Genomic DNA, 21859 nt, shown 5'->3' on the forward strand with positions numbered 1-21859 from the left:
CAAAATATAGGAAAACTATAAAATTAAATTTTAGTATCTAAACTCTCTTTGTAATAAAAGTAATATACCATCCCAAGATAAAAATAAAGAACATATATAAAAAGTAAAAAAAGTATATCTAAAATATCTAAATATTATTTAATAAAAATAGAAATCCTTATCTTTTTTTTTTGAAGGCGTACTAAGTATGAAACCGACTGTAAAGTTGTTTATTTCCATTATAATAAATAATATCGAAAAAATAAAAATAAACGCCATTAATTAGGGTTAAAAATAATTTTATGCAAATAAAAATTAACCAAAAAATGTTATCTAAAGCAATAACTACTACTAGTTATGGAATTAGGCTTAAGATCAATATATGTATCATTTTTATAAATGGTCTACTATGTCTCGATCAATCTTATTAGAAAAATAATTTGAAACACCTACTCATAATTTTAGCATTTCTTGATTCTATAAAAGATATTTTGATGGATATACAAACATACGTATTTAAAGAAAACAAATTTTAAAGATCTTTAGAAAAGGGATTTTCTTTATAAAATATTTATATATTAAAAAAATTTTACTAATTTCCTCTAATTTCGCTGGATAGTCATCTGGATTTAAAAACACCAAATATAGCAAAATCAGTATAGGCTCCCAACGTCGTTATTTTATGATTTTCCCAAATTTTTTATCTTAAAATTCCTTATACAATCTTTTGTAAAAAATCTTACAAGTAATATCATCTAGCAGATAATTAAATATAAAATTACCTTATTGAACCTAAAAAGAATTTTTATCTACATTATTTTAATCATCTGCGGAAAATTATTTAAAATCGACTATTTTTTGATCTTTGATTTCATCATTTTATGATTCATTACATCTGCACATGCAAAAAAACAAAAGGATGATAAAGGATGTCTATTAATTTTAGGTTAACAAATAAATCTAATTTGGTCAAATTTTTTCGTGAATTTGGGTAATATCCCAATTGACTGCATCTGTTTTCAATCATATTTTGCAGATTATTGATGGTATGTTGTCACATAACTTTAACGGAACTTTGTCGGATATTCATAAAAAAGCTTTTATAATCGGTGCCTTCAAAAGATAAGCCATATGATGACTAATTAAAAATAGAATGAAAAAATACTGAGTGACACGCTATAATAAATTTTACTTAGGAATAATTTATTCAGCAAGCTAAGTTAAAAATAAACCTTACTTTCTAAATTAATTGCTGATACTGTATGTCATAAGACAAAAAAATCATCAGCTGAATACACTATACAAGCAACGAGTTATCATTATTCTAATTTAGCTAAAAAGTGTATACGGACATTCTATTGTTCAAACTATGAGCTTGTCCAATAAACCGTGTTAAATAGTGTTTAAGACTCTAATTTAATGTAAAAAAAGCTATGATAATGTTTATTTTTGTGTTTAAATTACACCATTACTAATCGGCTATATTAATATTTCTGGACAAGTCCTATGTTACATACAGATGGGTGGAGCTATCGTATAAAAGTTAAACTTGCTAATAAAATAGAAAGAAATAAAATGGATATTGCTTGCGACATCATATCTAGTGCGCCTGATCAGAAAGCATATATTTGCGTAGATTCTTGGTATACTTCAAAAAAGATAATCGAAACAAGCTGAAAAAAGTATTTCATTTTATAGGAGCATCAAAAATTGATAACTAGGATTTAAATATAAAAAAAGCAAATAAAATTTAAGCTCAAACTGACCTAAAAAATGAAGCTTTCGATGGATAGCATTAAAAGCGAAATTGACTAGATGCATATATTTCTACTTTAAAATTAATCTTTTAGACATTAACGAGGACATTATACTATAAAGATAAAATAATATTTAAAAATTTATAAAAAATTACATATAATTATTTTCTATTACTAATATACTTAGCAATAAAAAAATAATCTAAAAATAACATAAACAGCCAAAAATAAAAAATTATATAAATAATTATTCTTATTAAAAAGAAAAAATAATTTAAAGCTAAAATATACATAAAAATATGATTATAATTATAAATTACCATCTGTAACAAATGGAAATTTATAATAGAGGACAATAATATCAAAAAACTACCTATAGATCATAAATAGAAGGTTTTTTCAAACCAAAAAGTAATGCTGGTAGCCGGGGTATAACGAAATCACAAATAACTACAGATATTAAAACTTGGTATGAAAATACATTAGAACAAATATAAGGTAATTGATTTATCAAATTAGGTATATCAAAAAATGAACTATAAATCATAGGAATTATAACACCACAGAAAATAAATATCTGGAATATCGTCTTATTTATAAAAGAACGATCAAATTGCACTTTATCTCCGCACCAAGAAATTTCATATAATTTCTGTATTTTAATCAATAAGCACCAGACCAAAATTCCTATACACATCACCAATAGCGGCTGAGATACCCAAAATAATAAAAACAAAGTAACCAATAGAACTAACAAGCTCAAAATATAGAAAAAGAAAAAACGAAATTTTGTTATTTTTTTCTTTTCATAAGCGAAATGGTAGCAATTTTCATAATATACAAAAAGTTGTTTCCAATATTCCACAGGAACCAAATTGGTATCTTGTCTATCGATAAACAAAAAAGAGTCTTTAAAAGATGTATCTTCTATAATCATAAAATCACTTTTTCTTTTCTTGTTATAAAAACCAAAAAATAATCCCGGCAAAAATAATAAAGCTAAAGTAGTCAAAATCATATTTGTATCCGAACACTTATCAATTAATGTAATTACATCCATCGCTTCATCAAATTTGAAATCAGTCACCGCACTTAAGATCAAAGGTAATAAAAATAGCAGCAAAGAAACAATGTAGTAAAAAAATCGAAAACTAAAGATCATGACTTGTTCATATCCAAAAATTTTAAATAACATATAACACCTCTTCTGTCTTGAAAAAATTAATAAACAATCTTACCCACCATCAAAAACATCTGAACATATGCCTTAAAGATAAGAGTTATACTAAAGCAATAATTATCCCAAATAATCCATAAATTGACATTTATAGTATATATCATGATATTAATATTAATTTAAGTAAAATGCAGAATGTAACTTACTCATATAACTTTATAATATAAAAAATAACTTAAAAAATCCATTTAATAATTTTTTATATCAAAAATATCTATCAAGTTCCTCTTTGTTAATAAAATTTTAAAATTAACAATAAATACCAATAATATGCACTAATCGGATGTATTAGTATTCTTGGACAAGTCCTTAATCTAAACAGACGTGCAATATATATTTTTTATTATTAGTTCATTGTTTTGTACTAATAATATATTTTTATCATAGACTTATTAAGCTTCAAATACTGAGTTTGTCTAATAACCCATGTTAAATAGTGTTTAAGACCCTAATTGAATCCAAAAAAAGCTATGATAATGGCTATTTTGGTGTTTAAATTACACGATTACTAATCATCTATATTAATATTTCTGGACCAGTCCACTAAAGTTTTTAAGAATGGCATACTTATTGATATTGAGGGGACTCGTATTTTAGATAATGATATTCAAATTGATTTTGATGTTATTCTTATTTAAGACTATATGGCTTGGATTTTAAATAATAATAAAGTTTAAATAAATTTTAGCATTCATTTTAACAATGATTAAATTGTTTATAGTTATAGCTTTAGAAACAAACTTGATGAACAATTTATTTATCCTTATAATCTTTTGTTCTCTTGGTGATATTATTGATTCTAATGGAATCGGAATTCTACCTTAGATAATACGTGTTTTTAAAGAATAAAATAATAATAATATAATTATTTATACTAATTTTAATTTTTATTCACTTATATTTATATTAATTTAACTAATTTTATCATTTTTTCTTATGAATGGAACATGTTTGCTTTTGGATTTAACACTTGTACTTAAGGATAATACAATCATTTTGCCTAGCTTTAAAATGATTTTTCATATTAGTAATCATATTTATCCTGCTTCTTCGGTCGATAAGCATGTTTATATTATCTATCATGATGGAACCAAAATTTCATCTGATGGTACAATTACTGATCCTTGTGGAGCTTAAATTCGACCTTATTTTATAAATCAGGATACTAGTTTTACAGATGGTAATGTTCTAGTGGGTATATTTACTGATATTGCAGATTATAATAAATTTTCTAAGAAAATCACCAATCTTAATCAGCATGAAAACAATAATGTAATTATTGATTTGAATATTATTAAAGGAGATGAAATTAATCAATATAGTTATTTGGGGGATTAAATCTAATTTATGAAAAAATTTGAACAAATTATATTTATTTATTAATCTATATTTAATATACATCCTTTATCCTGCTGTGTTTTTTTTACAACTTACATTTTATACGATGGATGATCGAAAAATGTATATTTTTTTTGTTAAAACTTAAAATATAAGATATTTAAAACTTTCGGAATGACATAATATTTTATGATTTTTATTAATAATTTACATTTTGTTTTTGTTTTTTTTGATCCTGTGCATTTTTTGTTCTTTTTATTCAACATATATTGTTATTTTTATCTATCTGATATATTTATGTATTTTATTCTTCTTTTGTATTTTTTAGTTTTTATTCTTTATTTTTTAGATTGTTTTTAATTAGTATTTGGATAATTTTATAAGTAGTATAAATGGCTTGTCCAGAAATATTAATATAGACGATTAGTAACGGTGTAATTTAAATACAAAAATAGCCATTACCATAGCTTTTTGTGCATTAAATTAGGTTCTTAAACACTATTTAACATGGGTTATTGTACAAGCTCAAAAAACCTGTTTGCGAACTAAGCTTTTTAGCAAATTTTGATGCCTAAAAATATTTTTTATACAATAACTGTCTAATGTATTAAAGTTTTTTAACAACTATATTGTTTTTTGATAGGTGTTATTTATATAATTACATATATGTAATAGGTGTATTTTTAGATATGTGTATTTTAGATTAGATGTTTTATCGTGGGAGGTTTTCTTGATGATTATTCTGCTTCCTAAAGCACAAGATCGTGATTTTAAAATATACACTGGCAGGGTTTCGATGAAATGTTTAGTCGATGAAATTGCTGAGATTGTAGATATAGATCCTATTGATGTAAATGTTAAAGGCTATCGTGAAAGAGATCTGTTTTTTGTAGAAGTTGAGCAAAAAGTTCTTCTTTCTTTATCTTGTGGACGTTGTATATCTAGATTTTCAAAAGAAATTTGTTCTTCATGGAAAGAAACATTTTCTATTAGTCAGTCAAGGATAGATTTGTCTGAAGCTATTCGCGAACATTTATTATTGGATTTACCTATGATTCCTATTTGTAATGATTATTGTCAAGGTATATGTGTCTTTTGTGGAGAAGCTAATCAATGTTTATGTGATCATACTAAGGGGACTGAGGATATACGTTGGAAGAAATTAAAGAATTGGAAGTGATGGTTTTTAGGTCATTAACGGCAAGTTATAAGTTTTATTTTTTATATATAAATATCATATAGTTGGCGTATATTTTATGATTATATTACTTTATATTAAGCTATTTTTATTTTTTCAAATCTTGTTGTTCTTTTATTTAATTTTTTAAACAGGTTTTTTGTTGATTTCTTTATATTTTTTCAATGCTTTTTAGGTGTTCATAAACGGTTTTTTGATTTGTTGAACGCTTCTTTAATGTTATTAGATGCTGTATAATGGTTTGGATGTTTGTCACTTGATTGTCAAATAACCATGATACATGGCTTACAGGGAGGTGAAATATTATGGCAGTACCTAAACAGAAGACCTCGCGGTCGCAGAAGAGAAAGAGACGGACCCATTGGAAGCTTAAATCACCAGCTTTGACTTTATGTGATTGTGGTTCATTGCGTCGACCGCATTGCATTTGTCCCATTTGTAATATGTATCGTGGACGTAATTATGCTTAGTTTATTGTTTATCGGCAATTGATAACGGAGGTTTTTTGTTTGCGCCTAGCTATTGATGTTCACGGTGGGGATCAAGCACCTGATGTAATTTTAGCAAGCGTTTTAGATTCTGCACAACGTTTTCCTTCTGTGACCTTTATATTGATAGGTCAAAAAACGATATCTGTTCCTAAATTGTCTAATATAAAACATGTTATAGCCGATGAATTAATTTTAGATACCGATGATCCTGTTATGGCTGTGCGCGAAAAATCAAATTCTTCTTTAGTTTTGGGATGTTTACTTTTAGCTGATGGTGAAGTAGATGTTTTTTTAAGTGCTGGTAATACGGGTGCTTTATTAGTTGCCGGTTTGTTAAAAGTAGGACGTATTAAAGGCGTCCTACGACCAGCACTTTCTATCTGGTATCCTTCACTGGCTGGTGGAAGGCCTAAATTGATTCTTGATGTTGGTGCCAATCCGGTTTCAAAATCTTCGCATATTATACAATATGCTTTGATGGGTAGCCTATATTATAAGCATTTTATTCAAAGTGATAATCCTCGTGTGGCTTTATTAAATATTGGTAAAGAAGCTAATAAAGGGACAGATGTTCTTAAACATTCTTATGAGCTTTTAAGCGATTTATCGGACAGCGGTTTAATTTCTTTCGTTGGTAATTTAGAGGCCCGTGATGCTATGACGGATATTTGTGATGTTTTGGTTACAGATGGTATGAGTGGGAATATTTTGCTCAAAACATCTGAAGGTGTTGCTACAGAAATATTTTTGTTGTTCAAAAAAATCTTCACAAAGAGTTTTTCGGGACGTTTGGCTGCTTTTTTGCTTCGCGAACGTTTGCAAAAAGTGCGTCAAACGATGAATTATCATTCATATGGTTGTGCTCCACTTTTAGGACTTGTGGCGCCTGTCTTAAAAGTTCATGGCAATGCTAATAAGTACGCCTGGATTGTTTCTTTAGAGCAGGCTCAAGTTATTGCTAAACAAGATATAATGCAGAAGATAGCTATATTTTTTCAAGATGAATATGCGAAATGGAAAAATCAATCATTCAAGGAAGGGATATAAATAATGCGCTCCGTAGGGATATTGGGTACAGGTTCTTATGTACCAGAAAGGATTATTACGAATGCTGATCTGGAGACATGGGTTGATACGACTGATGAATGGATTATCTCGCGAACTGGTATCCGAGAACGTCGTATGGCTCATCCAGCACAGGCTTCTTCTGACTTAGCTGTTGAAGCAGCATCTATAGCATTAAAGGCATCTAAATTGACACCTGATGAGATTGATCTTGTTATTGTTTGTACAGTTACTCCTGATCACATTTTTCCTGCGACATCTTGTTTGGTGCAAGCGAGTTTAGGGATCAATAAAGCAGCAACATTTGATTTATCAGTTGCTTGTACGGGTTTTTTGTATGGTGTAGCTACAGCAGAGCAATTTATTAAAACAGGTATGTATAATTATGCATTAGTGATAGGTGTTGATTGTCTGACGCGTCTTACCGATTTTACTGATCGCAATACTTGTGTACTTTTTGGTGATGGTGCTGGTGCGGTTGTTTTAGGACCTGTTGACCAAGGTTATGGTTTTTTAGGTCATAAATTGCGCGGTGATGGCACGCATAGCCATTTTCTTGAAATTCCGGCGGGTGGTTCGCGTCAACCTACCTCATTTGTTACTGTTGAAAAAGGATTGCATACGATTGATATGGATGGTAAGGCGGTTTTTCGATTTGCGGTTCAAGTGATGGTTGCTATTATTGAAGATGTTTTGGATTATACCAAAATTCATAAGGATGATATTAATTTTTTGGTTCCTCATCAAGCGAATATTCGTATTATTAAATCTGCTTTGCGTCGGTTTGGCTGGCAAGAAGATAAAACAATTATTAATTTAGATCGCTATGGCAATATGTCAGCTGCTTCAGTTCCTGTAGCTCTTGATGAGCTTATTCGTAGTAAGCGAGTTAAAGATGGACATAATATTGTGTTATGTGCTTTTGGTGCTGGTTTAACTTGGGGTGCTAGTGTTTTACGTTGGTTTGGATTAGAAGGTGATGATTAAAGATGAGTTGGGTTGCATGGCTTTTTCCTGGTCAAGGTGTGCAATGTTTAAATATGGGGTTAGCTGCTGCAAAAGAATTTCCTGAATCTAAAGCTATCTTTGAAGCAGCAGATGATCTTTTAAAGCGACCATTGAGCAAATTGATTGCTGAGGGTCCTGAAGAGGAATTAATGCGGACGACCAATGCGCAGCCAGCTATCCTTACTGCTAGCTATGCTTTAGCTCTTCCTCTTTTAAAGAGGTTACCCAGACCGCCTGATTGGTTAGCAGGTCATAGCTTAGGTGAATACACTGCCTTGGTTTTATCTCAAGCTTTAACTTTTGCGGATGCTTTGAAAATTGTTCAGATGCGTAGTCTTTTTATGGAGGAAGCCTCACCTAAAGGCACTGGAGGCATGACGGCTGTTATTGGTTTATCTAGGCGTAAGTTGAGTGTTGTTTGCAAAGAGATAAGTAAAGAAAATTATATTGTGGAAATTGCTAACTGTAATGCTGCAGAACAAATTGTTATAGGTGGACATACAGCTGCTGTTGCTGAAGCGGGACAAAAAGCACTTGAAGTGGGTGCTCGTCGTTTAATACCTTTACCGGTAGCTGGCCCATTTCATACATCTATTATGCATCCTGCAAAAGAAAAGTTGACCTGTTTTCTAAAAGGTATTCGTGTTAATTATGCTACGATTCCCGTAATTTCAAATGTCACGGGTAAACCCATGCGTGGAGCCCGGATTATTAAACAATATCTTTCTAGTCAGGTGTCATCACCTGTGCTTTGGGAACAAGGAATACGTTATCTTTTGCAACGCAATGTTCGTTGTTTTGTTGAAATGGGACCACGACCTGTTCTGTTACCATTAGTTTTGCGTATGGATAAAGAGGTAACAGCCTATCCTGTACATGATCCGGAGACTTTGTTAAAAACAGCGGAAAACTTGTACGAACCGATGTTGCAAGATATCGAAATGGATAAAACGATTAAACATATTAAAGATGGTCGTAAAAGACAAGAAGTTATCAATAGTGCGCTTTTTGCTTCCGCATTAATGGCTAGTACGACGATTTTTGATATAAATAAAAAGATAGGTAAAGAGTTAAAATTACCGCAAGATTATACAGATTCAAAAAAATTAAAAAAAGTGAAACAAATGGCTCAAAGACGTCGTGACTTAGCTGTTTTGCGCAAAGAAAAAGAAGAAAGAAGAGAAAAACATTTAGAAGCAGAAAGATTAAGTGCTTTAGCTAAAAAGAACAAAAAAGATTTTATTGATAAACTTTGCGATGGTAACGAGGAATAAAGTTTTTAAAAAAAATACATCACATGTTTTGCGTGAGGTTGCGCTTTGAAAAAATCAAACGCAATCTTCAGCATCTTCTGTTTATAATTTTTGAATATATTTCTATATGCTTTTTTTATTCATTTTGTTTATTTGCTTACTTCGTTTTTTATTTTTATTATCATGGATTATTTTTTTAAGTTAGGGGTATTTTTATGATGAACAGAGAAAAACCTTTGTTGGGTCAGGTTGCTTTAGTTACAGGTGGATCACGTGGATTAGGACAAGCTATCTGTCGCGAATTAGCTGTAGCCGGTGCGGATGTGGCATTTTTTTTCGTTAATAATCATGAATCGGCACAAAGTACAGTTAATCAGGTGTCACAACAAGGTCGTTTGGCTAAATCGTATGTTGTGGATATTACCAAATCGGATGATGTTAAAACAGCCATAGATGGTATTTTAGCTACTTTTGGTAAGATAGATATTCTAGTAAATAATGCAGGTTTAGTTCGTGATCAGTTATGTATGCGACTTCAGAAGCAGGATTGGCATGATGTTTTGGATGTAAACCTGCATGGTACTTTTTATACGACACAGGCTGTGTTGCGCCAAATGATTAAACGACGTTTTGGGCGCATTATTAATATAAGTTCAGTGGTTGGTTTAATGGGTAATGTTGGACAAGCTAATTATGCTACAGCCAAGGCGGGTTTATTTGGTTTTACCAAATCTTTGGCGCGTGAAGTTGCTCAGAGAGGTATTACGGTCAATGCTTTGGCTCCTGGATATATTAAAACTGATATGACGCGTGCTTTAACAAATGAGCAGCAAGAAGCGATTTTAGCGATGATTCCTATGAGGCGGTATGGGAATGCAGATGAAGTAGCTAAATTAGTAGTTTTTATTTCTACAGAGGGTGCTTCGTATATGACCGGGAATATTTTTCGTATTGATGGCGGTATGGCTATGGGTTGATTTTATATATTGCGTTAATTATACCTCGAAGATTGGGATGACCATTGAATTTTTTTCATCGTAAAGCTACAATACCGGAGGGAGGGATAAAGATTATGACAGATGAGGTTTTATTTGAGAAGATTAAAACAGTTATTGTTCAAAGTTTAGATGTTAAACCAGAAGCAGTTACCAGAGAGGCGCGTGTGCGCGAAGATTTAGGTGCTGATTCTTTGGATACTGTGGAATTGATGATGAGTCTTGAAGATGAATTTCAAATGAAAATTTCCGAAGAAGATGCAGAGAAAGTTGCAAAAGTACAAGACATTGTGGATTATATTTCTAAATCAGTTGATATTTCTTCTTTAAGTTGATCATTAAGTTGATCATTAAGTTGATCATCGATTTTTAATTTTTAAAATATTGGGTAAAGGAGAGAGTGATTTTGAGCTTCATGAAGCATCGCGTAGTGATAACCGGGTTGGGAGCTGTAACGCCTATCGGAAATGACTACGCGACCTTCTGGCGTCGTTTAAAAGAAGGTTATTCCGGCGTCGGACCAATAACACATTTTGATTCTAGTAATTTAAGTGTTCATTTTGCTGCTGAAGTTAAAGATTTTAATCCTTGTGATTTTATGAGCAAAAAAGATGCTCGCCGTAATGATCGTTTTACGCAATTAGCTATGGTAGCGGCTAAAGAAGTGCATATTAATTCAGGACTTGTCATCGATGAGGATAATAGTTCACGGATCGGCGTTATTATTGGGTCAGGTATTGGTGGTATTATTTCGATGACAAAATTTCATCAAATTCTTTTAGAAAACGGCCCTAGTCGTGTTAGTCCTTTTATGATTCCTTCGATGATTATTAATATGGCTGCGGGACAAGTATCGATCATGCTTGGTGCAAAGGGGCAGAGTAGTTCTATTGTATCTGCCTGTGCTACAGGTACAAATAATATTGGGGATGCTTTTAAAATCCTGCAACGCGGGGATGCTGATGCTATTTTTGCAGGTGGTGCAGAGGCGACGATTTGTCCTTTGGCTTTTGCTGGGTTTATCTCTATGGGAGCTCTTGCTAAAAATAATGAGGAACCACAAAAAGCTAGCTGCCCTTTTACGAAGCTGCGTGAAGGCTTTGTTATGGGTGAAGGAGCGGGCATTATTTTGTTAGAGACGCTGGAGCATGCCCAAAAAAGACGCGCTCATATTTATGCTGAAATTACTGGGTATGGATGCACGTCAGATGCTTATCATATTACACAGCCGATACCTGATGGCGAAGGTGCTTTATTGTGTATGAAGCGTGCTTTGCAAGATGCGCATATTTCTCCCACGGATGTTGATTATATAAATGCTCATGGAACTTCCACGTTGCATAATGATCTGGTTGAAACAGTGGCGATTAAAAGGTTGTTTGGTGACCATGCTTATAAATTGGCTTTAAGTTCAAACAAATCGATGGTGGGTCACCTGCTGGGAGCAGCGGGTGGTATCGAAGCGATTGCAACTGTGCTGACGTTGCACGAGCAGGTGATTCCGCCAACTATTAACTATGATATTCCTGATCCGGAATGTGATTTAGATTATGTGCCTCATAAATCGCGATGTGCAAAAGTTGATATAGCGCTAAGTAATTCATTTGGTTTCGGTGGACATAATGCGACATTAGTTTTTCAGCGTTTTATTGTTTGAAGATTATTTATGGTTTAGAAAAAGTATTATTGAACACTTTAATTAAGAAAATTTTTTATATTTTTTATATAAATAACTTTATTTTATTATACGGGGAGGAACTTATGAATTGGACAGATTTAGAAAGACAACTTGGGTTTCCCATTACCAATCGTCTTTTGTTTCAACAAGCTTTTACGCATGCCTCATATGCACATGAGCGTAAGCAAATGGTTCCAGACAATGAACGTTTAGAGTTTTTAGGTGATGCTGTTCTAGACTTAGCTGTATCTGAATATTTGTATCATCGGTATCCTCATATGAGTGAAGGCGAGTTGACACGTACCAGAGCACGTGTTGTTTGCGAAGCTTCTTTAGCTGCTTTTGCACGTGATTTGTCTCTTGGTCACTATGTACGTTTAGGTAAAGGTGAAGAATTGACAGGTGGTCGTCAACGTAATGCTCTTTTAGCGGATTTATTTGAAGCTTTTGTTGGTGCGCTTTACCTTGATCGTGGTTTAGGTGGTGTGCGTGGCTTTTTGCGTAAAGGTGTTTTTTGTCAGTTGAATGATGATTGGTTATCTCAAAGGATGGATGCGAAGAGCAAATTACAAGAGATGGTTCAACAAGAACATAATATTCCGCTTGAGTACAAGACGGTTGATATGCAAGGACCAGCCCATCAGCGCTATTTTGTTGTTGAAGTTTATCTAGAAGGCAGATGCTTAGGTAAAGGGACAGGTTATTCAAAAAAAGAGGCTGAACAACATGCTGCGACGGCTGCTGTTAAGGCTTGGGAACAAGATTCAGAACACGAACGTAGCAGTTTATAGGGCACAATTTGGACTTTGAGGAGTGGTTCTTTGTTATGGACTTCAACTTAGATACTTTCTTAATCATTGTTTTTAAGATATATGCTGTTATTAATTCACTCTTCATGTTTGTCTTCGGTTTCTTTGTCGTTAAGCTCCTGAGTCGTATAACGACTTCATTAGAAAACTTGGTCATTGTTTTGAAGGAAAAAAATGCTAAAAAATGATGATCAATGTTTAGCTAATTAATTGTAAATAGGGGGTGGATTATTTGTCTTTTGATGGTGTTGTCACTCGAGCAATGGTAAATGAATGTAATGTTCTTTTGTCAGGCCGGGTGGTACGCATATATCAACCTAGCGATTGGGAAATTATTTTATATATTCGTTCCCAGGGTACAAATTATGGCCTCTTGTTGTCCGTTCATCCCGTTTATGCACGCTTACAACTGCTGAAAGAAAAGCTTAACAATCCATCTTCACCGCCTCATTTTTGTATGCTTTTACGTAAACATTTAGAAAACTCCATAGTTAAATCCATTTCACAAAAAGGTTTAGAAAGGATTGTTACCTTTACCTTTATTTACAATGATATCTTAGGTAATCAGATCGAACGTCATTTGGTGTTGGAAATAATGGGAAAACATAGTAATTTAATCTTATTGACCGATGGAGAACCAAAAGTTATCGATGCTATTAAAAGAATACCGCTTTCAATTAGCCGGCATCGACAACTTTATCCCGGTTCTTTATACATCGAGCCTCCTGCACAAGATAAATTAAATCCATTGACAGTAGAACAAAATATTTTTTTAGCCGGTTTTGATTATTGTGCCGGTCATTTGCATAAACAAATTGTTCAGCGTTTTCAAGGTATTGGCCCCTTGTTGGCCCGATCAATGGTGGAGCAATTCGGGATAGGTTCTCGGTCATATTTATGGGAAGTATTTTCTAAATATATGATGATGGTCAATATTCATTTATATACACCTAACAAGGTCGTAGTTGATGGTAAAACATTTTTTCATGTTATGCCATTGATGCATCTTAAGGGTGACCATAAAACATTTGATACGGTTAGTGATTGCCTTGCTGACTGTTACGATCGTTCTTCCCAGAAAGAGCGATGTCGCCAGCAGGCGGCGTCTTTGTTGCAGGTGATTGAACAGCTTATTGCTCGTCAAGAACGCAAGATAATTAAATTATGTGATTTACTCCATCAGCGAGATGACTTAGACAAATATCGTATATACGGTGAGCTTTTAACGTCATATTTGCACCAAATAAAAAAAGGTGACAGTCACGCTACATTGCCAAATTACTATGAGCCTGAATCGCCAAAAATTGAGATTCCTTTAAAAATGCATTTAACAGCTACAGAGAATGCTACCTACTATTTTCAAAAATATCGCAAATTAAAGCGTTCTTTCAAGTGGCATGAACAGCAACTCGAGAAAGCTCAGATTGATAAAAATTATTTAGATTCTTTGGTAACACAATTAGAACAACACGGTGATGAACAAGTATCAAGCATCCGAGAAGAATTGAGTGATATGGGTTTTGTACGTAAGATTAAAGAAAAGCATAAGCTTAAAAAGGATGCATCCCATCACCCATTAGTACTTAATTTACCTGACGGTCAATTAATAAATATTGGACGTAATAATCGACAAAATGATTATCTCACCCATCGATTAGCTAAATCGTGGGATATTTGGTTTCATACCCAAAATATACCTGGGGCGCATGTTGTCCTAAGAAGACAAGGTTTAGCGGAAATTTCAGACGATGTTATTATAAAAGTTGCGCTGTTGGCAGCTTATTTTAGTAAAGCGCGTGACGGTAGCAATGTTCCGGTTGATTACACGAGGATTAAATATGTAAAAAAACCAAGCAATTTTCCGCCTGGTTTCGTAACTTATAGTAAGCATAAGACTGTTTTTGTGACACCTGCGGAAGATGAAGTTAAACAAATGCTTCATCAGCGTAAGATTTAACCGATTAAGACAAATAAATACAATGAAATTTATTATACCTTTATTTTTAAACATATTAAAGTTATTTTTGGGTATTTATTAAATACATTAATAGTGGCGTGTCGATAATTTATAGATTAATTTTAATATTTTATATATTTTTTCGTTATCTATTATCTTAATTCTATTTATAAGGTGTGATTTATATAGCTATCCGTGTTATCGTTGTTGGTGCCAGTGGTCGTATGGGTAAAGAAGTTGTATCGCTTATTCATCAAGATCCTAATTTTGAATTAGTAGCAGCTGTGTCTCCTTCTCGTGCTGGTAAAAAATTGCAATCTTTGTTTGATTTCCCCTCAGAGCTTTGTTTTTCGGGTAGTGTTGAACAAGTTTTATCAGAAACAAAGAGTGATGTGTTAGTTGATTTTACCAAGGGATCCGTTGTCGATAAACATGTTAATTTAGCCATCGATGCGGGTGTTCGGCCTGTTGTTGGTACATCAGGTATTTCCCATGATTCTGTGGAATATTTTCAAAGAGTTTCAAAGCAGAAAAAATTGGGTGGCATAATTGCGCCTAATTTTGCTATTGGTGCTGTTTTAATGATGGTGTTTGCGGCACGAGCTTCAAAGTATTTACCGCATGTGGAAATTATTGAGTCACATGGTGACCACAAAGAAGATGCTCCATCCGGTACAGCATCCAAGATGGCGGCATTGATTGCTGAACAGAGGAAGATTTTTAAACAAGGGCATCCGCATGAAGAAGAGATTATTCCTCATGTACGTGGAGCTGAATATGCTGGTTTCCGTATACATAGCATGCGTTTACCTGGATTATCTTCGCATCACGAAGTCTTTTTAGGTGATCAAGGACAATTGCTTACTATTCGTCACGATGCATTGAACTGGAAAGCAGCTTTTATGCCAGGTGTTAAAATGTCTATAGAGAAAGTAATGGATTTACAAGAACTAGTTTATGGCTTAGAGCACCTTTTGGATTTAAATTTTAATAAATGATCTATGATGATATATGATCATCGAATTTAAAAAACCATTATTGCAAACACTGGATTAATGGTTTTTATTTATCTCCAAAACAGAAGGTGATGTTTCTTGTCTCGTGAAGAAGAAATTGAATTTAAAAAAGAGGATTTTAAATTTGAAAAAGAAGATATTAAACATAAAGAAGACATTGAAGGATTAAAATTACCTATAGATGAATTTAAACTTGATTTTATGACAAAGACGGATTTGATTCACGAATCATATGATCGTATATTTCAACAAACAGAAGCAGAAACCATACCAGGTGTAAAGAAAGAAACCGAAGAATTGCCTTACTTAACATCACACTGGTTATGGATTGAAAATGAACAAGCATCACAAATGATTGGTCGAAAACAGGGTGTTTATCTTACCTTAGATGTTCCAGAAATGCGTGACTTAAATCCGGATATCGAATATAAGGTTACGAAGTATTTTTTAGAGCAGTTTAACCAGTTTTTGCAAGAATTAAATATTAAACCTGATGCAAGTTGTTTATTGGTTGGGCTTGGCAATAGTCATGTTACGCCTGATTCTTTTGGTCCTAGGGTGATTGATCATGCTGTTATTACCCGACACCTGTTTTCTATGTATGCAGATAGTGTAGCTAAAGGTTATCGTGATGTTAGTGCTTTATCACCTGGTGTTATGGGAATAACTGGTATTGAAACCAGCGAGATAATTCAAGGTGTAGTCCAGTATACCAAACCTGATTTTATCATTGCTTTCGATGCTTTAGCAGCGCGTGCTGTTAGTCGTGTTAATACAACAATACAAGTCTCTAGTACAGGAATTCATCCAGGTAGCGGAGTTGGTAATAAACGCAAAGCACTTGATAAAGAAACGATAGGTGTACCGGTTTTAGCGATAGGTGTACCAACAGTTGTTAATGCTGTGACGATAGCTTATGATTCGATGCAATCATTGCTAAATCATCTAAAGCAGCAAGACAAATCGATTGATTGGACTAATTTGATGGGTCAATTGAATCAAAAAGAGCAAACGCAGTTGCTCAGCGAAGTATTAACACCTTTAGGTCACGATTTTTTTGTGACACCCAAAGAAGTAGATTCTTTTATTAATTCTATCGCTAAAATGATCGCTAATAGTATTAATAGCTCCTTGCACGCTGCTGTATGCATTGATAATGTTGGTATTTCCCATGTTCATTAAATTTCCTAAACGCAATTGTCTAAACATTTTTGTCATATGCGTCTTCTATTAAGCGTAAATTTTTAAAAAGCTTATTGGAGGTATATGATCTTTGAACAAAAAATCTATCATCTTTCGGCATCATTGGTATAAAATAGGTTTGATTTTTTGCTTGATGTTGATTGTTACGTCTTTAATGATAGGTTTTTTTTTTTCATGGCGCGATAAAGCATCTAAACACAATCTTAAAAATACCTTGCTTCGCATGACAGACGAATTTATCCTATGGGGCATGGGAAGTACATTAGCTGCTTGGGATACATATGCGGATCATATAGGTCAAGGAAATCATTTAGCCCGGTTTATACCATCTTTAACTAATGAAATCGATTTATGGGACATGCGTACTTTTTTAGGACAAGGCCTGCCTTCTTTAGGTACGTCTATCAGTGCAATCGATGTTGCTAGCGGTGATATCGATTATACTTTTATACCGATCGAAAGGCCCCCTTCACAAGAGATTGAACAAGCTATTATAGATGAACTGAGTCGACAAAAACCCCAAACGATTATTCAAGACCCTAAATCACATGAAGATTTACCTAAAAAAGTACTTATTTACCATACCCATTTTTGGGAATCATATTTACCAGAAATAGGACAAGACCTTCCTGATAACGCAAGTGATTTAAATATAAACATTACTCAAGTAGGACGTTATCTAAATCATGCTCTACAGAAATTGCATATAGGGTCGCTGATGGTTAAAAATACCTATGTATACAAACAAGCTTACTCATCTTCAAAAAAAATGGTTCGAGAAGCTTGGGAGCGTTATGGCAACGTTCCATATTTAATTGACGTCCATCGTGATTCTCAACGTCGTTCGAAAACTACCATAACTTGTAATAATCAGTCATATGCGCGTTTTGCCTTTGTCGTCGGACGAGCGAGTAGTTATTTTGAACACAACCTCAGATTTGCCCGTTTTTTACATCAACGGATTAATAATGTTTGTCCAGGGTTATCTAAAGCTGTCTTCATTAAATCACGTGATGATAAGACAAACGGTGAATACAATCAATCCCTATCACCGCATAGCATTTTAGTGGAAGTTGGCGGTGTAGATAATCTTTACGAAGAAACATATCGTTCTATAGACATTTTGGCAAATTCATTGAAAGAGTATATTTTACAACAAGATTGATTATATGAATTAAAACAAACAATATAACAACATACAAACAATATAACAACACAACAACCAACCAATAACAAAACAACAATAAACAAATAAAACAACAACAATACATAAATAAAACAACAATATAACAACGAAAAAACTTATTTAACAGGCTTTCTTTCAAAAGGATGAATAATGATGGTTCGTTATTTCGGGCAAATTTTTTTGCTGATCGTTGTATTAATCATGTGTACGATTTGGGGTATGAAAATAACTGAAGATAATATGAATATTGTCCATGGTTTAGCTGGGGCACCTGGTTTTCTTGCTTTACCTATGCAAAAATTGTTAGAATTAAAACAAATAATTAATGATTTTCCTATTATGATTTTGGTTGATGATGCAAATTCTTGGTTAATAGGCATGAGTAATTTGTTAGGGCTTTTTATGCAAGAAATTACGCGCATAATTTTACAGTTTTTATTTTCATTCCAAAAAAATTAATTTTATTTATATTGTTTTTTATTATTTTATTAAGATTAAAAAATTTTTGATAATTTTTGTTTTTACGATTACTTCTTTTTTAGCGTTTTTTAAATTGTATTTATTGCTTATAGAATTCAATGAACGCGGCTTGAACATTACAAAAAGAAAGACTACAATTGCGCATAGCCCCTGTCGGGCAGGGGAGGAGAATTGATGATTAATAAAAAATGGGATCCTAAATATATACGTAATTTTTCTATTATTGCTCATATTGATCATGGTAAATCGACGCTTGCTGATCGTATCTTAGAAGAAACGGGTGCTATTTCGGAGCGTGAAAGACAGAATCAATTGCTTGATAGTATGGACTTGGAACGCGAGCGTGGTATTACTATTAAATTACAAACCGTGAGGTTAAATTATCAAGCTAAAGATGGTTGTTGGTATGTTTTTCATTTAATCGATACACCTGGACATGTCGATTTTGCTTATGAAGTTTCTCGTAGCTTGCAAGCTTGCGAAGGCGCTTTGTTAGTTGTCGATGCGGCACAAGGTGTTGAGGCGCAGACGTTGGCTAATGTTGATTTAGCTTTAAATAGTAAGTTGACGATTATACCTTTGATTAATAAAATTGACTTACCTAGTGCTGATCCCGAGATGGTTAAAGAAGAAATTGCCCAAATAGATGGTTTGGGAAATCATGAACCTGTTTGTATTTCAGCTAAAGAGGGTATTGGGATTGTTGATGTTCTTGAAAGTATTGTGCGTATTATCCCCCCTCCTAATGTGGTGCCTAATGCGACACTTCGAGCCTTAGTATTTGATTCTTCCTACGATCCATACAAAGGTGTTATCGTATCTGTGCGTATTGTTGATGGTCATATAGAACCAGGTATGCGTATTTTTTGTATGGGTACGGGTAAAAGTTTTACTGTGACAGAAGTTGGTACGCAAACGCCGCATGTTGTTTCTTTGCCTCGTTTACAAGCTGGTGAAGTTGGTTTTGTAATTGCTAATATCAAACGTGTTAAAGATATTCGTGTTGGCGATACCATGACTGATGAAGCTAATAAAGCAGAGGTTCCTTTAGCTGGATATAGGCGTATGCCACCTATGGTTTTCTGTGGTTTTTATCCTACGGATCATTCGGATTATGATCGTTTGCGTGAGGCTTTGGAGAAATTAGAACTTAATGATGCTTCGCTTACTTATGAACCAGAGACATCAATGGCTTTAGGGTTTGGTTTTCGTTGTGGTTTTTTGGGTCTGTTGCATATGGAAATTATTCAAGAGCGTGTTGAACGTGAATTTATTGTTCCTTTAATTACCACTGCTCCTAACGTTATCTACCGCGTTGTTTCTAAAAATGGCGATATACAAGAAATTTCTAATCCCACTAATTTGCCGGACATGCATCAGATCCAAAGTGTAGAAGAACCATACGTTCGTTCTTTTATCGTTGTGCCACAAGAAGGTATTGGTCCTGTTTTAGAGTTGTGTAAAGCTCGTCGTGGGATCTATGTTGATATGATTTGTTTAGAACGTAATCGGGTGCGTATCGTTTATGATTTGCCTTTGGCAGAAGTGGTATATGATTTTTTTGATCGTTTAAAATCGAGTACCAAGGGATATGCATCGTTTGATTATGAACCTAGTGGTTATCGAGCTTCAAAATTATCCAAATTAGATATTCTTTTAAATGGTGAAAAAGTTGATGCATTGTCGTGTATTGTACATAAAGACCAAGCTTATATGCGTGGTAAGTTATTGGTCGAAAGGTTAGCTAAATTAATTCCTCGCCAAATGTTTGAAGTTCCCGTACAAGCAGCAATTGGTGGCCGTGTGATTGCTCGTGAAACGATTAATGCTATTCGTAAAAATGTATTAGCTAAATGTTATGGTGGCGATATTAGTCGTAAGCGTAAGTTATTAGAAAAACAAAAAGAAGGTAAAAAGCGGATGAAAGCAATTGGTAATATTGAAATTCCTCAAGAAGCTTTTATGGCTGTTTTGAAACGTGATGAGAATAACTAATGGATTATTATCCACCTAGCTCTTTATATGTCCATATTCCTTTTTGTTTAAAGAGATGTCACTATTGTGATTTTGTTACATCTGCTAATAATAAAGATGATACACATAAATCTTATGTAGATGCTCTATTGCAAGAGGCTGCATTAATTTCACGTCTTTGCCCCCCTAAGCAATTACAAACGATTTTTTTTGGGGGTGGTACACCGACTATTCTTTCGCCAGCATTGTTTCAAAGATTAGGAGAAGGTCTCTTGAAACTTTTTCCCCTATCTTCGAATGTTGAATGGACGGTAGAAGCTAACCCAGAAACGCTTATTAACGATCAAGGTCTCGAGTTGTTAAATGTTTTACGTTCTCTTGGTGTCAATCGTCTAAGTTTAGGTGTACAGTCTTTTAAGTCGGATTTGCTTCATAAATTGGGCCGTATTCATCTTGCGGAGACGATTGATAAAAGTGTTGATCGGCTGATTAAAGCGAACTTTGATAATTTTTCTCTTGATTTAATGTTTGGGTTACCTGATCAAACCGAGCAAGATTGGTTGGATACCTTGAAAAAAGCAGTTTCTTTAGGACCCAAACATTTGTCCTGTTATCAGTTGACCATTGAACCGGGTACTAATTTTTATCAACGGCAAAAAATGGGTTCTTTACAGTTTCCGCCTTCATCATTGATGTATAATATGTATCAGATGGCGCGTGCTTTTTTAGTTGAAAAGTGTTATATGCAGTATGAGATAAGTAATTTTTCTTTAACTGGATATGAGTGTTATCATAATATAAATTATTGGTATAATTATTATTACTATGGATTAGGCTTAGGTGCTTGTTCTTATCACCTTGGCCAAAGAGTCACTAATACGCCTAAGTTAGATGTTTATATTCAAAAAATAGCAAAAGGTATTAGGCCTTTTGCTAGTGCTATTTCTGTTACCCGATCAGAGGATATGGAAAATTTTTTTATTCTGGGTTTACGCTGTTTAAAAGGCGTTTCAATCATTGAATTTGCTGATCGTTATGGTACAGAGCCGCATCTCATTTTCCCCGGTGTAATTGAAAAGTTAATCGATGATCGCTTATTATGCCAAAAAGATAATTGTTTGAAATTAACAGAAAAGGGTCTTTTACACGGTAATGATGTTTTTTTGCGCTTCTTAAGCTGAGATGACGAATATTGACATCGTATAATAACTTTTGGTAACTTAATAGTGGGCTAA

22 protein-coding genes are annotated in these 21859 nt (G+C 33.4%); 21 read left to right on the forward strand and 1 reads right to left on the reverse strand.

Annotated elements, in window-relative coordinates; genetic code table 11:
• Positions 1 to 982: 982 nt before the first annotated feature.
• Both VS182_RS03355 and VS182_RS03360 read left to right on the forward strand, forming a co-directional pair.
• Positions 983 to 1105, forward strand: coding sequence for a hypothetical protein (locus VS182_RS03355; protein WP_479485081.1), 123 nt, complete (start codon positions 983 to 985; stop codon positions 1103 to 1105).
• 380 nt (positions 1106 to 1485) lie between these two features.
• Positions 1486 to 1656, forward strand: a complete 171-nt coding sequence (locus VS182_RS03360) for a hypothetical protein (RefSeq protein WP_479485082.1) — start codon at positions 1486 to 1488, stop codon at positions 1654 to 1656.
• A gap of 453 nt (positions 1657 to 2109) precedes the next feature.
• Here the strand turns inward: VS182_RS03360 and VS182_RS03365 are convergent, their stop codons facing one another.
• Positions 2110 to 2931 carry a hypothetical protein gene (locus VS182_RS03365; protein ID WP_479485083.1) on the reverse strand — a complete coding sequence of 274 codons (822 nt, stop codon included), beginning with the start codon at positions 2929 to 2931 and terminating at the stop codon, positions 2110 to 2112.
• A gap of 978 nt (positions 2932 to 3909) precedes the next feature.
• Here VS182_RS03365 and VS182_RS03370 point away from each other — a divergent pair.
• From VS182_RS03370 to hemW, 19 genes are all read left to right on the forward strand, one after another.
• Positions 3910 to 4110, forward strand: a complete 201-nt coding sequence (locus tag VS182_RS03370; RefSeq protein ID WP_479492749.1) for a hypothetical protein — start codon at positions 3910 to 3912, stop codon at positions 4108 to 4110.
• A 54-nt stretch (positions 4111 to 4164) separates the two neighbouring features.
• Positions 4165 to 4311: a hypothetical protein gene (locus tag VS182_RS03375; protein ID WP_479492750.1), complete on the forward strand. Its 147-nt coding sequence runs from the start codon at positions 4165 to 4167 to the stop codon at positions 4309 to 4311.
• A 733-nt stretch (positions 4312 to 5044) separates the two neighbouring features.
• The gene (locus VS182_RS03380) at positions 5045 to 5491 is read left to right on the forward strand and encodes a YceD family protein (RefSeq protein WP_479485085.1); all 447 of its coding nucleotides are present in this window, start codon (positions 5045 to 5047) and stop codon (positions 5489 to 5491) included.
• 323 nt (positions 5492 to 5814) lie between these two features.
• A complete protein-coding gene (gene rpmF, locus VS182_RS03385; RefSeq protein ID WP_479485086.1) occupies positions 5815 to 5979 on the forward strand; it encodes a 50S ribosomal protein L32 in 165 nt (54 codons plus the stop codon).
• 39 nt (positions 5980 to 6018) lie between these two features.
• Entirely contained in the window at positions 6019 to 7047 is a 1029-nt protein-coding gene (gene plsX, locus VS182_RS03390; protein ID WP_479485087.1) for a phosphate acyltransferase PlsX, read from the forward strand.
• Between the two features lie 3 nt (positions 7048 to 7050).
• Positions 7051 to 8052 (forward strand): beta-ketoacyl-ACP synthase III, encoded by a 1002-nt coding sequence (locus VS182_RS03395; protein WP_479485088.1) that lies wholly within the window; start codon positions 7051 to 7053, stop codon positions 8050 to 8052.
• A 2-nt stretch (positions 8053 to 8054) separates the two neighbouring features.
• Positions 8055 to 9347, forward strand: coding sequence for an ACP S-malonyltransferase (fabD, locus tag VS182_RS03400; RefSeq protein ID WP_479485089.1), 1293 nt, complete (start codon positions 8055 to 8057; stop codon positions 9345 to 9347).
• Positions 9348 to 9541: 194 nt separating this feature from the next.
• Complete coding sequence (gene fabG / locus VS182_RS03405; protein ID WP_479485090.1) at positions 9542 to 10303, forward strand: 3-oxoacyl-[acyl-carrier-protein] reductase; 762 nt, start codon at positions 9542 to 9544, stop codon at positions 10301 to 10303.
• Between the two features lie 95 nt (positions 10304 to 10398).
• Positions 10399 to 10656: an acyl carrier protein gene (gene acpP, locus VS182_RS03410; RefSeq protein ID WP_479485091.1), complete on the forward strand. Its 258-nt coding sequence runs from the start codon at positions 10399 to 10401 to the stop codon at positions 10654 to 10656.
• Positions 10657 to 10736: 80 nt separating this feature from the next.
• Positions 10737 to 11978, forward strand: a complete 1242-nt coding sequence (gene fabF / locus VS182_RS03415) for a beta-ketoacyl-ACP synthase II (RefSeq protein ID WP_479485133.1) — start codon at positions 10737 to 10739, stop codon at positions 11976 to 11978.
• Between the two features lie 104 nt (positions 11979 to 12082).
• Positions 12083 to 12790, forward strand: coding sequence for a ribonuclease III (rnc, locus tag VS182_RS03420; protein WP_479485092.1), 708 nt, complete (start codon positions 12083 to 12085; stop codon positions 12788 to 12790).
• 35 nt (positions 12791 to 12825) lie between these two features.
• Entirely contained in the window at positions 12826 to 12996 is a 171-nt protein-coding gene (locus VS182_RS03425; protein ID WP_479485093.1) for a hypothetical protein, read from the forward strand.
• A 44-nt stretch (positions 12997 to 13040) separates the two neighbouring features.
• Positions 13041 to 14765, forward strand: coding sequence for an Rqc2 family fibronectin-binding protein (locus VS182_RS03430; protein WP_479485094.1), 1725 nt, complete (start codon positions 13041 to 13043; stop codon positions 14763 to 14765).
• A gap of 224 nt (positions 14766 to 14989) precedes the next feature.
• Positions 14990 to 15763, forward strand: a complete 774-nt coding sequence (gene dapB, locus VS182_RS03435) for a 4-hydroxy-tetrahydrodipicolinate reductase (RefSeq protein WP_479492785.1) — start codon at positions 14990 to 14992, stop codon at positions 15761 to 15763.
• Positions 15764 to 15982: 219 nt separating this feature from the next.
• Positions 15983 to 16963: a GPR endopeptidase gene (gene gpr / locus VS182_RS03440; RefSeq protein WP_479485134.1), complete on the forward strand. Its 981-nt coding sequence runs from the start codon at positions 15983 to 15985 to the stop codon at positions 16961 to 16963.
• A 91-nt stretch (positions 16964 to 17054) separates the two neighbouring features.
• Complete coding sequence (gene spoIIP / locus VS182_RS03445; RefSeq protein ID WP_479492751.1) at positions 17055 to 18149, forward strand: stage II sporulation protein P; 1095 nt, start codon at positions 17055 to 17057, stop codon at positions 18147 to 18149.
• A gap of 174 nt (positions 18150 to 18323) precedes the next feature.
• Positions 18324 to 18629 (forward strand): hypothetical protein, encoded by a 306-nt coding sequence (locus VS182_RS03450; RefSeq protein WP_479488883.1) that lies wholly within the window; start codon positions 18324 to 18326, stop codon positions 18627 to 18629.
• 195 nt (positions 18630 to 18824) lie between these two features.
• On the forward strand, positions 18825 to 20645 hold the full coding sequence (lepA, locus tag VS182_RS03455; RefSeq protein ID WP_479485098.1) for a translation elongation factor 4: 1821 nt from the start codon (positions 18825 to 18827) through the stop codon (positions 20643 to 20645).
• Positions 20645 to 21805, forward strand: coding sequence for a radical SAM family heme chaperone HemW (gene hemW, locus VS182_RS03460; protein WP_479488884.1), 1161 nt, complete (start codon positions 20645 to 20647; stop codon positions 21803 to 21805). The genes lepA and hemW overlap by 1 nt, the downstream gene beginning before the upstream one ends.
• The last annotated feature ends 54 nt before the right edge of the window (positions 21806 to 21859 follow it).

The sequence above is a fragment of the Pasteuria ramosa genome (assembly GCF_056496785.1).